The sequence below is a fragment of the Saccharopolyspora kobensis genome (assembly GCF_900108315.1).
GTDB classification, from domain to species: Bacteria; Actinomycetota; Actinomycetes; order Mycobacteriales; family Pseudonocardiaceae; genus Saccharopolyspora; species Saccharopolyspora kobensis.
This window is the reverse complement of record NZ_FNVB01000002.1, coordinates 928153-942750: the sequence shown is the minus strand read 5'-3', so window position 1 is coordinate 942750 and position 14598 is coordinate 928153. Positions and strand designations below refer to the sequence as shown.

Here is a 14598-nt window from a genome sequence, read left to right as displayed (position 1 = left end):
TAGGACAGCCACCCGCCACCCGCAGCGCGCGTCAGGTGGCGAGGGCGAGGACGGTGCGGGCTTGTTCGAGCATTGCCACGTCGAGGAAGGTGCCGTCCGGGAGGGCGAGGGCGCCGACTCCTGCTGCCGTCGCTCCGTCCAGGCGGGCGATGACCTCGCGGGCCCGTTCCACTTCTTCGGCCGTCGGGAGGAAGGCTGTTCGGATCGTGGGCAGTTGGGCCGGGTGGATCGCGGTGCGGCCGCGGAAGCCGAGGGCTCGGCCGGTCCGGCACGACTGCGCCAGGCCTTCCAGGTCGCGGACGTTCGGGTAGGCCGACATGACCGGTGGTGGCAGGCGTGCTGCGCGGGCCGCGACGACCACTCGGCTGCGGGCCCACGAAAGGCCCGTTTCGTCGGCCACGTGCAGGTCCGAGCGCAGGTCGGCCTCGCCGAGCCCGATCGATGCCACCTGCGGCGCGGCCGTGGCGATGTCCAGGGCGTGTTCGACACCGAGCGCCGACTCGATGAGCAGGTGCAGCGCTCGGTCCGGCAGCGCGGCTGCGAGCCTCCGGACTTCCTCGGCCGCCTCGACCTTGGGAACACGGACGCCCACGGCGAGCGGCAGGTCGGCGAGCGCGGCGACGTCGTCGTCGTGCCATGGCGTGCTCGGGTGGTTGATGCGCACTTGCACGGGGCGGTCGGTGGGCGCATCGGCGAGCAGTCGCAGCGCGTTCGCGCGAGCTTCGTCCTTGCGCGCCGGGGCGACCGCGTCTTCGAGGTCCACGAGCACGACGTCGGCGTTCGAGGCGAGCGCCTTGGTCACCCGGTCCGGCCGGTCGGCGGGCACGTACAGCAGGGTCAGCGGGGGAGGCGCTTGGCTCATACCGCCCCCCGGGCGCGCAGTTCGGCGATCCGCTCCGGGGTGAACCCGAGCTCGGCGAGCACTTCGCCGGTGTCGGCGCCGTGCGGGCGGCCGGTGAAGCCGATGACGCCGTCGTTGCCGGACAGCCTGAACAGCGGGCCCTGCATCAGCGTCGGCCCCAGCTCGGGGTCGGTGATCTCGTGGATCGTGCCCAGCGCGCGGAACTGCGGGTCGGCCACGATGTCGGCGGCGTCGTAGATCGGTGCGATCGCGGCCTGCGCCGCCTCGAACGCGGCGACGACCTCCTCGCGCGTGCGCTGGGCGATCCACGCTCCCACGGCCTCGTCGAGCTCGTCGGCGTGCCGCGCGCGGTCGGCGCCGCTGGCGAACCACGGTTGCTCCACGAGATCGGGCCGGCCGACGAGCCGCACGACCCGCTCGGCGACCGATTGCGCCGAAGTGGAAACGGCGACCCAGTGGCCGTCGCTGGTGCGGTAGGTGTTGCGCGGCGCGTTGTTGGTCGAGCGGTTGCCCGTGCGCGGCTGGACGGTGCGCAGCTGGTCCCAGCGGGTGATCTGCGGGCCGAGCATCGCGAGGATCGGTTCGATGATCGCCACGTCCACCACCTGGCCCCGTCCGCGCTGCTCGCGGCTGGACAGCGCCACCATGATCGCGAAAGCCGTGGCGAGCGAGGCGACGCCGTCGGCGAGGCCGAAGGGCGGGAGCGTCGGCGGGCCGTCGGGTTCACCGGTCGTCGCGGCGAACCCGCTCATCGCCTCGGCCAGCGTGCCGAAGCCGGGCCGCGTCCGGTAGGGGCCGAGCTGCCCGAACCCGGTGACTCGGGCGAGCACCAGCCCCGGGTTGCGGGCCGACAGCTCTTCGTAGCCGAGGCCCCACCGCTCGAGGGTTCCGGGCCGGAAGTTCTCGATCACCACGTCCGCGGTCGCGGCGAGCGCGAGGAACACCTCGCGGCCGCCCTCGTCGGCGAGGTCGGCGGTGACCGTGCGCTTGTTCCGGCCCAGCGTCTTCCACCACAGGTTGACGCCGTCCTTCGCGACGCCGTGCGTGCGCGAGGGATCGGGCTTGGCCGGGTGCTCGACCTTGATCACCTCGGCACCCATGTCGCCGAGGTGCATGGCGGCCATCGGCCCGGCGAAGAGCGTGGACGCGTCGACGACGCGCAATCCGGCGAGGGCGCCCGCCGAGGGATCGCGGGATACTGTCATCGGACCTCCTCCACAGTGGACAAGTCCCAGGCGCAGCGGAAGCCGACCGTCGCGCTGCGGGCGAGCCCGAGCCCCGGGAGCAGCAGCTTCACGCTGTAGGCCGGATCCCGCCGCCCGCCCTCCACGTACCAGTCGGCGCCCTCGGCGCGGTAGTCGCAGCCGCCCTTGAGCATCACGAACCGCGTCCGGCCGTCGGAGTGCTCGCTCTCGGTCCAGTTCCACACGGCCGGCTCGCCGCGCCGCAACAGGCCCGTCTCGCCGGCGAGCTGCCATTCGTCCTCGGTGGGCAGCCGACCGCCGCGCCAGGCGCAGTAGGCGCGCGCGTCGTCGAGGTCGACGAAGGTCACCGGTTCGTCCGGTGCGGACGGACGGCCGTCGGCCCAGTGCGCGAGGAACCGGTGCGGCTCGGCGGGCCGGTAGCCCGTGGCTTCGAGGAACTCGGCGAACTGCGCGTTCGTCACCTCGCTGGCGGCGACCGCGACGGGCGCGGCGAGCTCGCCGTCCCGTTGCAGCGTCCGCGCATCGTGCAGCCTGGGCGGAAGCGGCTTCCACTCGTCGACGTAGGGAGCGCCCTGGTACATGCCCGTCTCGCGCGCGCGGTAGCGCACGGTCAGCACGTACGGCCCGGCCGGCACGACGACGGCGCCCGGTTCGGCCGCACCTGTGCTCGGTTCCGGCGTGCGGCGGATCGCGAGGCGGTGCGGGAAGCGCGCATCCGGATCGTGGGGCATGCCGCGCAGCGCTTCGAGCAGCTCAGGCAGCCACGCCGGTTCGGCGGCGCCCGGGGCGATGTGCAGCAGCGCGCCGATGCCCCGCCCCGGCACGACGCCGTCACCGAAGAGATCGATCAGCCTGCCGCCATCGGACGCGCGGACCACGGGCCCCGGGTAATCCTCTTCGCCGCGGTTGACGACCGTCCACAGCGTCAGCCCGCCCAGCTCCCAGCGGGACGCGTACACCCCCGCGGCCTCGGCCTCGTCGGTGAGTTCCGCGAGCGGCGTCCACTCACCGCCGAGCAGCAGGTCGCCGACCGCGCGCTGGACGGTGACCATGCGTCGCACGGTCGCCGCATCCCGGCGCGACCAGCCGACCCAGACGCCGAACACCACCTCCCACACCATGACGCCGACGCCGTTGAGCCACGCCGAGTGCAGCTCCTCGGTGTGGTCGCGGTGCCAGCGGCGAACGTGGTGCTGCATGTGCCGCCGCTCGTACCAGTGGGCGCGCAGCACTCCTGGCACGGCCGAGTCCGCGAAGAACTGCGCCCACGAGCACGAGTGGTCCTCGATGCGCTCGACGGGCAGCTTGGACTCGCCTTCGAGCACGATCCCGGGGCGGGCCCGTTCGAGGCGCGCGACGAACTCCGGTTCCGCCTTCTTGAGGGTGTCGAGGAAGACGCCGTCGGCGTCGAGGTCGGCGACGAGCGCGGCGAGCTCGGTCAGATCGTCCTCGCCGCGCCGGGTGCCGACGTCCCACGGGTTGTAGTCGACGAACACGTGCAGCCCCGCGTCGTGCAGGGCCTCGACGAGCCGGGACAGGCCGGGCACATCGCGGTAGAAGTCCCACTGGTTGCGCTCGTCGAGCCCGATGATCGGGTAGGCGTGCCACAGCACGACCGCGTCCAGCCCGCCGAAGCGCTCGCGCGCGTCGGCGATGAAGCGCTCCGGCGTGAACCGGCGGTCCTCGAACGAGTAGAGCAGCTCGTCCCACAGCCACACCTGGGCGACGCTGTAGCAGCGCATCGCCCAGGCCGCCGCCGGGCGGTCGTAGGCGGCGCCGGTGTAGTCGTGGCGGTTGCGGGCGTCGTCGCGCCACTCGTGCAGGAGCCGCCGCCACGCGGGCCGCTCCGCGGGATCGGACGGCCCGGCGAAGATCTTGGCCTCGTCGAGCAGCTCGGCATCCGGCGATCCGGTCACCGGCACGTCGGTCTGCCGGTCGATCGGGCGGGGAACGAGCGGGTCGAACGCGTAGGTCATCGTGCCTTTCCTCCGGTCGAGAGCGCGGCGGTGCGTTCAGCGAGGTCGGCGATGCGCTGCTCGCCGCCGGGCAGCGAGGTCGCGATGCGCCCGTCGAGCGGTGCGGTCCACTGCTCGCCGATGCCCTCCACGCCGCGCAGGGCTCCGACGACTCCGCCGACCGTCGCCGCCGCGGAGTCGGTGTCCCAGCCCGCCAGCACGGCGAGCGACACGCTCGGCCCGAACTCGCCCCGGCCCTTGGCCAGCGCGTAGGCGATGACCGCCGCGTTGTTGAGCACGTGCACCCAGTGCAGGTGCCCGTACTCCGCGTGCAGGCGGTCGAGCCCGGTGCGCACATCGGGCTCCGCCGCCACCGCGCGGCCGAACCGGACCGCCCGGGCGAGGCGGCTGTCCGGCGGGACGACCGCCTCCGCCGCGTCCAGGACTTCCTCCGCGGAATCGCACACCATCGCCGCGGAGGCGAGGGCGGCCGCCCACATCGCCCCGTAGACACCGTTGCGCGTGTGGCTCAACCGCGCGTCGGTCCAGGCCAGCCGCGCGGCTGCGCGCACATCACCCGGCGTCACCCAGCCGAAGACGTCGGTGCGGATGAGCGCGCCGATCCACTCGCGGAAGGGGTTGTGGTGCGTCGCCGTCCCAGGCACGGGCCGGGCGTCGAGGATGTTGCGGTAGGCGGCGCGCTCCGCGGTGAACACGCGTCCGGCGGGGAGGTTGTCCAGCCAGAGCTGCGCGACGTCGTCGGTGGTGAACGCGCGGCCGTGCCGTTCGAGCAGGGCCAGCGCCAGCATCGGGTAGTTGAGGTCGTCGTCCTCGGGCATCCCGGCGATGTTCTCCTCCAGCGAGGTGCCCGCGGAGCGCCGGTTCCACGGCCAGCGCTGCGCGACGTCGCGGGGGAGTCCGACGGCGGTGAAGTACCGGGTCAGCGGCCAGCGCCCGGTCGCCCGCAGGATCTCCTCGATGCCCTGCCGCGGGATCTTCTCGACCGGCTTGCCGAGCAGGCAGCCCGCCGCGCGACCGGTCCACGCCCCGAGCGCCCGTTCCCGCGTCGGCCCGGGCAGGTCCGGTGCGGGCGGGAGCAGCGCGAGGATCGCCTCCCAGTCGTCGGGCTCATCCGGTGCCGGTGCGGCGGCGATGGCGTCGAGCTCGTCGAGCAGCGCGCGTGCCAGCGAACGCATCGACGGCGTGGCCGGGTCGGCGCTGGCCCCGCTCACCGCGGGAACGGCGTCGCCACCGGCGGCGACCCACCGGTCGCGGATCCCGGTGACGTCCTTGCCCTCCGCCGCGGACTGCACCAGCTCGTGGGCGAGCAGGTCCTCCGGCTGCGCCCAGGTGAGCCTCATGCCTCTTCTCCGATCGCGGCACCGATGCCGGCCACGCGCGCGAGCGCTCGTTCCCGGTCGGCGCGGAGGATGTCGGTCGCGGCCGAAGCCATCAGCCGCCCGGTCGCGCGCAGATCCGTGCGACTGGCCTCGTCGATCGCGTCCACCCACTCCGCGGGCACGACGGCGGTGCCGCCGAGGCCCGCGCAGATGGCGCCCGCCATCGAGGCGATCGAGTCGGCGTCGCGGCCGTAGTTGACCGAGGCCAGCACCGAGCCGCGGTAGTCGCCCCGGTGGCCGAGCACGAGCCCGAGCGCGGCGGGCAGCTCCTCGATCGACTTCGTCCGGGACGGTCGCCGGGCGTCCATCGACATCTGCCGGTAGTGCGGTCCCACCGAGTCGAACGGGGCGACGACCTCGCGGACGCGGCGCGCGAGCGCGCGTTCCTGCTCGTCGTCGGTCGGCGGGGTGGAATCCGAGAACGCGTCTACGACGGCGCGCAGAGCAGCGGCCGTCCCGTCGTGCGCGACCGAGAGAGCCGCTTCGACCACGTCGTCGAGTCCGGCACCGGGTGCGACCGAGGCAGCCACCATCGCGGCCAGCACTCCGGCGGCTTCCCGGCCGTAGCTCGACTGGTGCGCGCCGGTGAGGTCGATCGCCTCGGCGTACGCACCGCGCGGGTCACCGGCGTTGGCGATCCCGACCGGCGCGATGTACATCGCGGCACCGCAGTTGACGACGTTGCCCGCGCCCGCCTCGCGCGGATCGGCGTGTCCGTAGTGGAGCTTGGTGACGATCCACTTCTCCGCGAGGAAGACCCGCTGCAGCAGCAGCGCGGAGGCCTCCAGCTCGGGCACCCACCGGGGCTCGCCGATCATCAGCGGGACGAGGTCCTCGGCCATCGCGTAGGCGTCGAGGTGGGCGCGGCGCTTGGCGTACACCTCGACGAGCGCGCAGGTCATCAGGGTGTCGTCGGTGATGTGCCCGTCGCCCTTGTGGTACGGGGCGATGGGGCGCGCGTCGCGCCAGTTCGGGTACCACGGGCCGACGATGCCGGTCACCCGGCCGCCGTGCCGTTCCTCGATCTGCTCCGGCGTCCACCCCTCCGTAGCGCCGCCGAGGGCATCGCCCACCGCCGCGCCGGTGATCACCGCGACCGCGCGGTCCTCCAGCCAGGTCACCGGATCCGGTCCCTTCCTCGTCCCGCGCGGGCCGCTCGCCCGCGCTCGGTTGTCCGAAGTGGACCGGCGGCGGTGCTGCCGCCGGTCCGCGTGCGAGTGCTAGCGCGTGATGTTCTGCCAGCCGTCGGTGAGCTCCTTGGCCAGCCCGGCGGCGTCGGTCTGCTGCGCGAGGAACCGCTGGTAGGCCGGTGTGGCGACGGTGTCCTTCCACTGCGCGTACTTGTCGACGAACAGGTACGGCGCCGAGGTCAGGTGCTCACCGGTGGCCAGGATGGCGTCCCAGCCGTTCTGCGAGCCGAGCTTCTCGGCCAGCGCCTCGCGCGCCGAGGTGGTCGGCGGGATCAGCGCGTCCGCCTCGTTGAGCGCCACCAGGTTCTCGGTGCTGGTGAAGAACTCGATGAACTCGGCGGCCTGCTCGACGTGCTCGGAGTCGACGTTCACCGACAGCGTCTGCGGGTTGGCCGCCTGCGCGGGCCCGGCCGGTCCCGCCAGCGGCGGCAGCACGATCCAGTCGAGACCGGGAGGGGCGTCCTTCGCGATGTTCGCCGCCTGGAACGAGCCCTGCACCGTCATGGCGACCTGGCCCGCGTAGAACGGCGCGAGCGCCTTGGCGCCGGACTGCGTGAGGGTGACCGGCAGGATCGACTTGTCCTGGAAGGCCATCTGGCCGACGAGCTCGGGCAGCGCCATCTCGCCCTGGCCGATCTGGGCGGTCGTGGCCTCACCGGTGCCCTGGAAGTACTGCCCGCCGAAGCCGGGCGCCAGCGCGACGAACGCCGCCGTCGGGCTCGACAGGCCCCAGCCGAGGCCGTAGGCGCCGTCCTTGGTGGTGGCCTTGGCGATCTGCCGCAGCTGGTCCCACGACATCGTCGGGCCGGTGGGGATCTCGACGCCGGCCTGCTGGAGCAGCGTCCTGTTCGCGAAGACCACGTAGGACTGCAGCTCGGTCGGGTAGCCGATCACCTTGCCGTCGGCGGTGACGGAGTCGAGCACGCCCTTCGGGATGTCCGCGCGCTTCTCCTCCGACAGGTGCGGGGTGAGGTCGGCGAGGTAGCCGTCCTTGGCGAACGGCACGATCCCGGCCGCCTCGTAGTGCACGATGTCGGGTGCGCTGCCCGAGTTGAACTGCGTGATCAGCTTGTCGTAGACCCCGTCCCAGCCCGCGGGCACGACCTCCACCCGGGTGTCGGGGTGCTGCTGGTTCCAGGCCTCGACGATCTTGTTCGTCGCTTCGATCGCGGCCGGCTGGTCGGACAGGGACTGGAAGGTCAGGGTGACCGGCCCCGACTCGCCGCCGCCGCAAGCGGTCAGCAGCAGGCTCGCGGTCAGCAGGCAGGAGCCGATTGACGTGCGTCTGGACCTCATTGTCCACCTTTCACGGCTGGTGCGGGTGAAACTCATCCCTTCACCGCCCCCGCCATGAGCCCACTGGTGAGCCTGCGGCGCAGGAGGGTGAAGAAGACGATGCTGGGGATCGCCGCGAGCACCGCTCCCGCGGCGAGCGGCCCGAGCGCGACCTTGCCCTCGCCGCCGATGAACATCTTCAGCGTGATCGGCAGCGTGTAGTTCTCCGGTGACTGCAGCAGGACGAGGGCGAAGAAGAACTCGTTCCACGAGGCCACGAAGCTGAACATCGCCGTCGCGACGATGCCCGGTGTCAGCAGCGGGAACACGATCGCGCGGAGCACGGTGAACCGGCTCGCGCCGTCCATCGACCCGGCCTCTTCGAGCTCGACCGGCACCGACGCGACGTAGCCCTGCAGCATCCACAGCGCGAACGGCAGCATGTAGGTCGTGTGCACGAGCACCAGCCCGACCAGGCTGTCGGTCAGCCCGAACGTCCGCAGCACGAGGAACAGCGGCAGGACCACGAGGACGACCGGGAACACCTGGCTCACCAGGATCCAGGTCACGCCCGCCATCCGGACCTTGCCCTTCACCCGGGCGAGCACGTACGACGCGGGCAGCGCGATCAGGACCACCAGCGCGGTCGACGCCAGCGCCACGACGAGGCTGTTCCACGCGGAGCGGATGAGGCCCTGCCGGTCGAGCGCCTGCGAGTAGTTCTCCCAGTGCCACTGCTGCGGCAGCAGGCTCACCGACAGCGAGTTGAGCTCAGCGGAGGACTTCACCGAGGCCGAGATCAGCCACAGCAGCGGGAACCCGAGGAACAGCAGGTAGGCGGCGAGCGCCGCGTACTGGGCGGGGCGGATCAGGGGACGCATGGCTCACCGCGCTTTCTCGGTGCGGTCGTGGCGGAACTGCGACCGCAGGTACAGGGCGAGCACGGCCACGATGACGATGACGAGCACGACGCCCATCGCGGCGGCGTAACCGAGGTTGCGGTTCTTGAACGCTTCCAGGTAGACGAAGAGCACCGGGACCATCGTCCGCCCGCCCGGGCCGCCCTCGGTGAGCACGTAGACCAGGGCGAACGAGTTGAAGTTCCAGATGAAGTTCAGCGACGTGATCGAGGTGACGATCGGGCGCAGGCTCGGCCAGGTCACGGAGGTGAACCGGCGCCAGGCCCCGGCGCCGTCCACGGCGGCGGCCTCGTGCAGGTCGGCGGGGATCTGCTGCAGGCCGGCCAGCAGCGTGATGGTCGTCTGCGGCATCCCGACCCACACGCCGACGACGATCACGGCGGGCAGTGCGGTGGAGAAGTCCCCGAGCCAGTTGATGTCGCCGGGCAGGCCGATGCCGCCGAGGAACGCGTTGAGCGGGCCACCGTTGGCCGAGTAGATCATCTGCCACATGATCGCCACGACCACCGGCGGCATCGCCCACGGGACGAGCGCGAGCACCCGGGTGAGGCCCTGCAGGCGCAGGCCCGAGTTGAGCAGCAGCGCCAGGCCCATGGCGGCCACGAGCTGGAGCAGCGTGACGCTGACCGTCCAGATCAGGCCGATCCGCAGCGAATCCCAGAACAGCGAGTTGCCCGCCAGGCGCGCGAAGTTGTCCAGCCCCACCACGTCGTAGTCGGGCTTGCGAACCAGCCGCGCGTCGGTGAAGGCGAGCGCGATCCCGACCACCAGCGGCGCGATGCTGAGCACCAGGATCGGGATCAGCGACGGCATGACCAGCGCGGCGACCTCGCGCCGCCGGGCGCGCACCATGGGAGTGGTCATGACGCCGGTCCGTCCGCTGTGGACTCGCGCACGATCAGCTCGGGTCCCACGGCGACCTGCCGCGCGGGCTGGCCGGGATCGTCGGTGAGGCCGAGCACGAGCTCGGCCGCCGCGCGCCCGCGCTCGGTGGAGCCCAGCGACACGCTCGTCAGGCTCGGCAGGAACACGCGGCCGAGCTCGGTGTCGTCCATGCCGGTCATGGCCACGTCGCCGGGCACCGCCAGCCCGAACTCGCGCGCGGCCCGGATCGCCCCGATGGCGAGCAGATCGTTCGCCGCCACGACGGCGTCGAGCTGCTCCGCGGGGCCGGACGCGCGGGCGAAGAGCCGCCGAGCGGCGGCCAGTCCGGCGCTGACGGTGAAGTCGTCGGCGATCTCGGTCTCGACGTGCTCGAACCCGCCGGCCGCCGCGTCGAAGCCGCGTTGCCGGGCGGTGCCCGGTGTGGTGTCGAGCGGGCCGTTGAGGAAGCCGATGCGCCGGCGGCCGCAGGAGCGCACGTGCTCGACGGCCGCGCCGATGCCGGCCGCGGAGTCGGTGGAGACGGAGCTGACGCCGTGGTCGCTCATCGCGCGCCCGATGACCACGACGGGTACCGGGGCCTGCTGGATCTCCGCGATCAACCGGTCGTCGGTTCGCAGCGGCACGAGGATCATCCCGTCGACGAAGCCGCTGTTGAGGCTGCGCACCAGATCGGCGGCGGAGTCGGCGGTGTCACCGGTGGTCATGACCACGACCCGGAAGCCGTGCGGGGCGAGCACCTCGTGGATGCCGCGCATCATCTCCACGTAGACCGGGTTGCCGATGTCGGCGATGGCGAAGGCGATCTGGAAGGTCTTCTTCATGCGCAGCGACCGCCCGATCGCGTCCACGCTGTAGCCGAGCTCGGCGGCCGCCGCCCGGACCCGCTCGACCATCGCCTTGCTCGCGCCGGTCCCGTGGAGGGCGCGGGAGGTGGACGCCAGCGAAACCCCCGCACGCTCGGCCACCTGCAAGAGCGTGGCCCGTGTCGACGTCATCGTCCCTCCATGTCGTTCGCGGCCGGACCGCGGAAACGTTTCCAGCCCGGATCCGAGGAGAACTGAAAACGTTTCCAAGCTGTGTGGCGGCGATAGTGCCACCCGCTCCGGTGCGGTGTCAATCACGGCTCGGGATGCCCGCGCCGCCTGGTCTGAGCCCGCGCTGAGCGCATCGCGGTGAGGGGGTTCCTCGGCCGCGTGCTCCGGCGAACTGCCCACACGCCGCCCATATCGGACCACTGTGGACGAACGTGGCTGATCTCGACGACAGTACGGCTGATCTCCGGATTCCTTTTGCCGATAAAGGGTTTTCGGAGGCGACGTCGATATCGAGCGGGTAACGCTTGGCAGGCACGCTGAACCGGAACGGGGTGGGCCGCAGCTGAGCAACTGCCGCCCCGAAAGCCGGAACCGGCTCCCCGGCGCATCGGGCGGTGGCCTGGCACCACACCCAAGAGGAGACACACCGACATGACCTACGCACCCGTCGCCGCGCCTGCACCCATGCAGGCGCCGAAGCGCCCGGTGGTGCTGATCGTCCTGCAGTTCTTCGCCGGGCTGTCCGGACTGCTGCCGATCGTCGCCGGGATCCTGAACTTCGCCGGCGGCCGCCGGCTGGCCGAGGAGGAGCTGGTCAACAACATCAACCGCATCGAGCCCGCCCTGATGGACGAAGCGGGCCTCAGCGAGGACTCGTTCGTCGAGCTGATGCGCAGCACCGGCCAGTGGGAAGGCTTCGTCGCCGACTTCCAGGGCGCCATGGCCACCTGGGCGGGCATCGAGATCGGCTTCGGCGTCCTGCTGCTGGTGTGGACGGTCTTCGCCCGAATGATCTGGGCCCGAGTGCTGCTCACCGTGTTCTCGGTGCTCGCCTTCATCGTGCACTTCGCCGCGATCGGCACCTCCGCCATGGGATCGGACGTCGTCGGCGGCCTGCTCGTGGCCGCCTGGCCCTGCGGCCTGCTGACGCTGATCTTCTGCTGGCTCCCGCCGATCAACCGCTACGCCAGGGCGCTGAAGCTCGCCCGCTGACTCAGCGGAGGCCGAGGCGTGGTCGGGTGTATCGCGGGCATATCGAAAATCGCATACGCCACGGCAACAGTCCTACGTCTTCGGTGGAGACGTGTACCGCCGCACAGGAGTGGCGCGCGGTTTCGCCGATCGAGGAAGGACTGTGATCGTGTACTCGGATTCCGCACGTGGTGTCGACCGGCGGCGGCTGCTCGGGTGGGGCGGGTTGGTGGCCGCCGCGCCGCTGCTCGGCGCCGGGCTCGGCCGCGCAGCCTCCGCCGCGCCCGAGCCGTCGTGGCGCGACCGGATCCCGCCGGACACCCAGCCCGGCGGGGCCTACGACCGGTACGTGGCGGAGCTGGCCGCGGCGGACAAGTTCTCCGGCGTGGTGCTGCTGTCGCACCGGGGCCGGACGGTGCTTTCGCGCAGCTACGGCATGGCCGACGAGGCGAAGGGGATCCGCAACCACGAGGACGTCGCGGTCAACCTCTCATCGGCGAGCCAGCCGTTCCTGTCGGTGGCCGTCCTGCAGCTGGTGCAGCAGGGCGAGGTGTCGCTGTCGGACGTGGTCGGCACCTATCTGTCGGGTTTCGCCCGCGAGATCGCCGAGCAGGTGACCGTCCACCACCTGCTCACGCCGCTCTCCGGGCTGGACGCCCCGATGCCGGACTGGCGACGGGTCTTCCACAGCAAGGCGGAGGTGCACGAGTACCACGAGCAGTGGACCCGGCAGGCCGAGCTGGTGGCGGTTCCCGGCTCGGGCGACAACAGCCACCGCCCCGGCGGCGGTGCCGCTCTGGCGATCGCCGCGCAGATCGTGGAGGCCGTGACCGGCACGACGTTCTGGGACTACGTGCACGAGCACGTATTCGGCCGCTGCGGCATGACCGGTTCGGCGTTCTACACCAGGGAGCAGTGGCTCACCGACGAGCACATCGCGCACTCGTACCTGCTCCAGCCGGACGGCACCCGGGTCGACGCCGTCCACAACTTGGACGCGGGGGAGCGGAACCCGGGCCGCGGCTTCATCGGCCACGCCTCGGGCGACGGCTTCGCCACCGCGCCGGACCTGGTGCGGTTCGCGAACGCGCTGTACGACGGCACGGTGCTGGATCGCCCTTACGCCGACCTGCTCGCCGGGCCGAAGCTCCCCGGCCACGGCCCCTCGTCCTACGAGGCGTACACGATGCCGGTCTCGATCATCGGCGGCCAGTGGGTGATCGGGCGCGGCGGCGGCACCGGCGGCAGCTCCGCCAACTGGACCATCTACCCGGACACCGGCTGGGTCGGCGTCGTCCTCAGCAACTACGACGAGGTTCCGATGCAGGAGATCTGCCTGCAGGAGATCAAGGCCATCACCGGCGTGGCCCTCGACCCGCCGGGCGGCGGCTGACGCGGGCATCCCATCGGGCGTTAATCGTCACTCGTCGGCGCGCGGTTCGTCAGCTGCTCCGGTTATGCCGGAAGCGGCGTTTTATGTTGGTGTGCGGTGATGTTCGGCGGAGGGGACGACGGAGCCCTCCCGTTTTCCCGTGGGGGTTCGCGTGACTGTGTCAGAGCCGGAGCTTCGTCCCTACGAGGCGGAGTTGGCGGATGGTGCCGTCCCGGCGCAGCGCCGGGATGGTGTGGTCGTCGGCGAGTTCCCCGGACTGGACGATCTGGACAATCCGCACTACCGGGACGAGCGGCGGTGGGTGGCCGGTTGCGTCGCGCGGATCCGTTCGATGCCGCGCCCGGTGACTCCGCTGCACGAGATCGCGCTTCCGGCGCAGCTGGCCGGGCTGAAGCTGTACATCAAGGACGAGACGGTGCATCCCACGAAGAGTCACAAGCACCGGCTCGCCGAAGCGCTGTTCCTCAACGCCTTCGCCAACGGCTGGCTGCGCAGCGACGGTCCTGTCGTGGAGGCGTCCAGCGGGTCCACGGCCATCTCCGAGGCGTGGTTCTGCCGGGAGCTCGGCATGCGCTTCCTGGCCGTCGTTCCGGCGGGCACCGCTGCGCGGAAGAAGAAGGCGATCAGCGAGCTGGGCGGCGAGATCAAGGAGGCGTCCGGCGCGGCGATCTCGGCGGTGGCCCGGAAGACGGCGCAGGAGACGAACGGTCACTTCATGGACCAGTTCACCTACGCCGAGCGGGCCTACGACTGGCGCGCTGATCACGGGATCGCCGCCGAGGTGATCGAGGCCGTGGACCCGGACTGGTTCGTCATGGGCGCCGGTACCGGCGGGACCGTCGCCTCCGTGGCCCGCTACGCCCGGTACTGCGACCGGAAGGTCAAGATCTGCGTCACCGACCCGGAGAACTCGGCATTCTTCCCCGGCTGGCGGGACGACGATCGCGCGGCGACCGCTCCGGGTTCCCGCATCGAGGGCATCGGCCGCCCGGTGGTCGAGCCGTCGTTCCTCTTCCCGCTGGTCAACCGCATGATCCGGGTGCCGGACCCGGCGTCGATCGCGGCGATGCGGGTCGCGGCCGACCGCCTGGGCGTCCGGCCCGGCGCGTCGACCGGAACCGCGCTGTACGGGGCTCTGAAGATCCTCCACGGCATGCACGAGCGGGGCGAGACCGGCACGGTCGTCACCGTGCTGTGCGACCCGGGCGAACGCTACCTCGACACCTACTACGACGACGACTGGCTGGCGCAGCGCGGGATCGACCACACCCCGTGGGTGCCGGTCATCGAGGATTTCCTCGATCACGGCACGTGGCACCCGCCGGCGACCTGGACGGCGCCGCCGGTGCCTGCGACCGTCCTGTGGAACATGTGACGGAGTGCCGTGCAGATCGAGCTGCACGGCACTCCGCTCGTCGCCGGGTCAAGCAGGGCCGAAGTACCGGATGACCCGCTGGCCCGCGCCCCCTGCAGCGCACCGATGCGGCCGTTCGCGCTGATGTCGGCC

At 71.7% G+C, this 14598-nt stretch carries 12 protein-coding genes; 3 read left to right on the top strand and 9 right to left on the bottom strand.

Going from position 1 to position 14598, the window contains the following annotated elements; translation table 11 throughout:
- Positions 1 to 31 precede the first annotated feature (31 nt).
- The 9 genes from C4T78_RS04115 to C4T78_RS04075 form a co-directional block, all read right to left on the bottom strand.
- Complete coding sequence (locus tag C4T78_RS04115) at positions 32 to 862, bottom strand: HpcH/HpaI aldolase/citrate lyase family protein (protein ID WP_093347055.1); 831 nt, start codon at positions 860 to 862, stop codon at positions 32 to 34.
- Positions 859 to 2067 carry a CaiB/BaiF CoA transferase family protein gene (locus C4T78_RS04110; protein WP_093347059.1) on the bottom strand — a complete coding sequence of 403 codons (1209 nt, stop codon included), beginning with the start codon at positions 2065 to 2067 and terminating at the stop codon, positions 859 to 861. The genes C4T78_RS04115 and C4T78_RS04110 overlap by 4 nt, the downstream gene beginning before the upstream one ends.
- Complete coding sequence (locus tag C4T78_RS04105) at positions 2064 to 4043, bottom strand: SUMF1/EgtB/PvdO family nonheme iron enzyme (protein WP_093347062.1); 1980 nt, start codon at positions 4041 to 4043, stop codon at positions 2064 to 2066. Before C4T78_RS04105 ends, C4T78_RS04110 begins: the two co-directional genes overlap by 4 nt.
- Complete coding sequence (locus C4T78_RS04100) at positions 4040 to 5383, bottom strand: ADP-ribosylglycohydrolase family protein (RefSeq protein ID WP_093347066.1); 1344 nt, start codon at positions 5381 to 5383, stop codon at positions 4040 to 4042. Before C4T78_RS04100 ends, C4T78_RS04105 begins: the two co-directional genes overlap by 4 nt.
- The gene (locus C4T78_RS04095) at positions 5380 to 6543 is read right to left on the bottom strand and encodes an ADP-ribosylglycohydrolase family protein (protein WP_093347069.1); all 1164 of its coding nucleotides are present in this window, start codon (positions 6541 to 6543) and stop codon (positions 5380 to 5382) included. The genes C4T78_RS04100 and C4T78_RS04095 overlap by 4 nt, the downstream gene beginning before the upstream one ends.
- Before the next feature lie 99 nt (positions 6544 to 6642).
- Complete coding sequence (locus C4T78_RS04090) at positions 6643 to 7908, bottom strand: ABC transporter substrate-binding protein (protein ID WP_093347072.1); 1266 nt, start codon at positions 7906 to 7908, stop codon at positions 6643 to 6645.
- Between the two features lie 32 nt (positions 7909 to 7940).
- On the bottom strand, positions 7941 to 8768 hold the full coding sequence (locus C4T78_RS04085) for a carbohydrate ABC transporter permease (RefSeq protein ID WP_093347074.1): 828 nt from the start codon (positions 8766 to 8768) through the stop codon (positions 7941 to 7943).
- Between the two features lie 3 nt (positions 8769 to 8771).
- On the bottom strand, positions 8772 to 9671 hold the full coding sequence (locus C4T78_RS04080) for a carbohydrate ABC transporter permease (RefSeq protein WP_093347076.1): 900 nt from the start codon (positions 9669 to 9671) through the stop codon (positions 8772 to 8774).
- Positions 9668 to 10687 carry a LacI family DNA-binding transcriptional regulator gene (locus tag C4T78_RS04075; RefSeq protein ID WP_093347079.1) on the bottom strand — a complete coding sequence of 340 codons (1020 nt, stop codon included), beginning with the start codon at positions 10685 to 10687 and terminating at the stop codon, positions 9668 to 9670. Before C4T78_RS04075 ends, C4T78_RS04080 begins: the two co-directional genes overlap by 4 nt.
- Positions 10688 to 11158: 471 nt before the next feature.
- On the opposite strand from C4T78_RS04075, the gene C4T78_RS04070 reads away from it, so the two are divergent.
- From C4T78_RS04070 to C4T78_RS04060, 3 genes are all read left to right on the top strand, one after another.
- A complete protein-coding gene (locus C4T78_RS04070; protein ID WP_093347080.1) occupies positions 11159 to 11719 on the top strand; it encodes a hypothetical protein in 561 nt (186 codons plus the stop codon).
- A 142-nt stretch (positions 11720 to 11861) separates the two neighbouring features.
- A complete protein-coding gene (locus C4T78_RS04065; protein WP_235863036.1) occupies positions 11862 to 13091 on the top strand; it encodes a serine hydrolase domain-containing protein in 1230 nt (409 codons plus the stop codon).
- A gap of 151 nt (positions 13092 to 13242) precedes the next feature.
- Positions 13243 to 14466, top strand: a complete 1224-nt coding sequence (locus C4T78_RS04060; protein ID WP_235863037.1) for a PLP-dependent cysteine synthase family protein — start codon at positions 13243 to 13245, stop codon at positions 14464 to 14466.
- Positions 14467 to 14598: the final 132 nt, after the last annotated feature.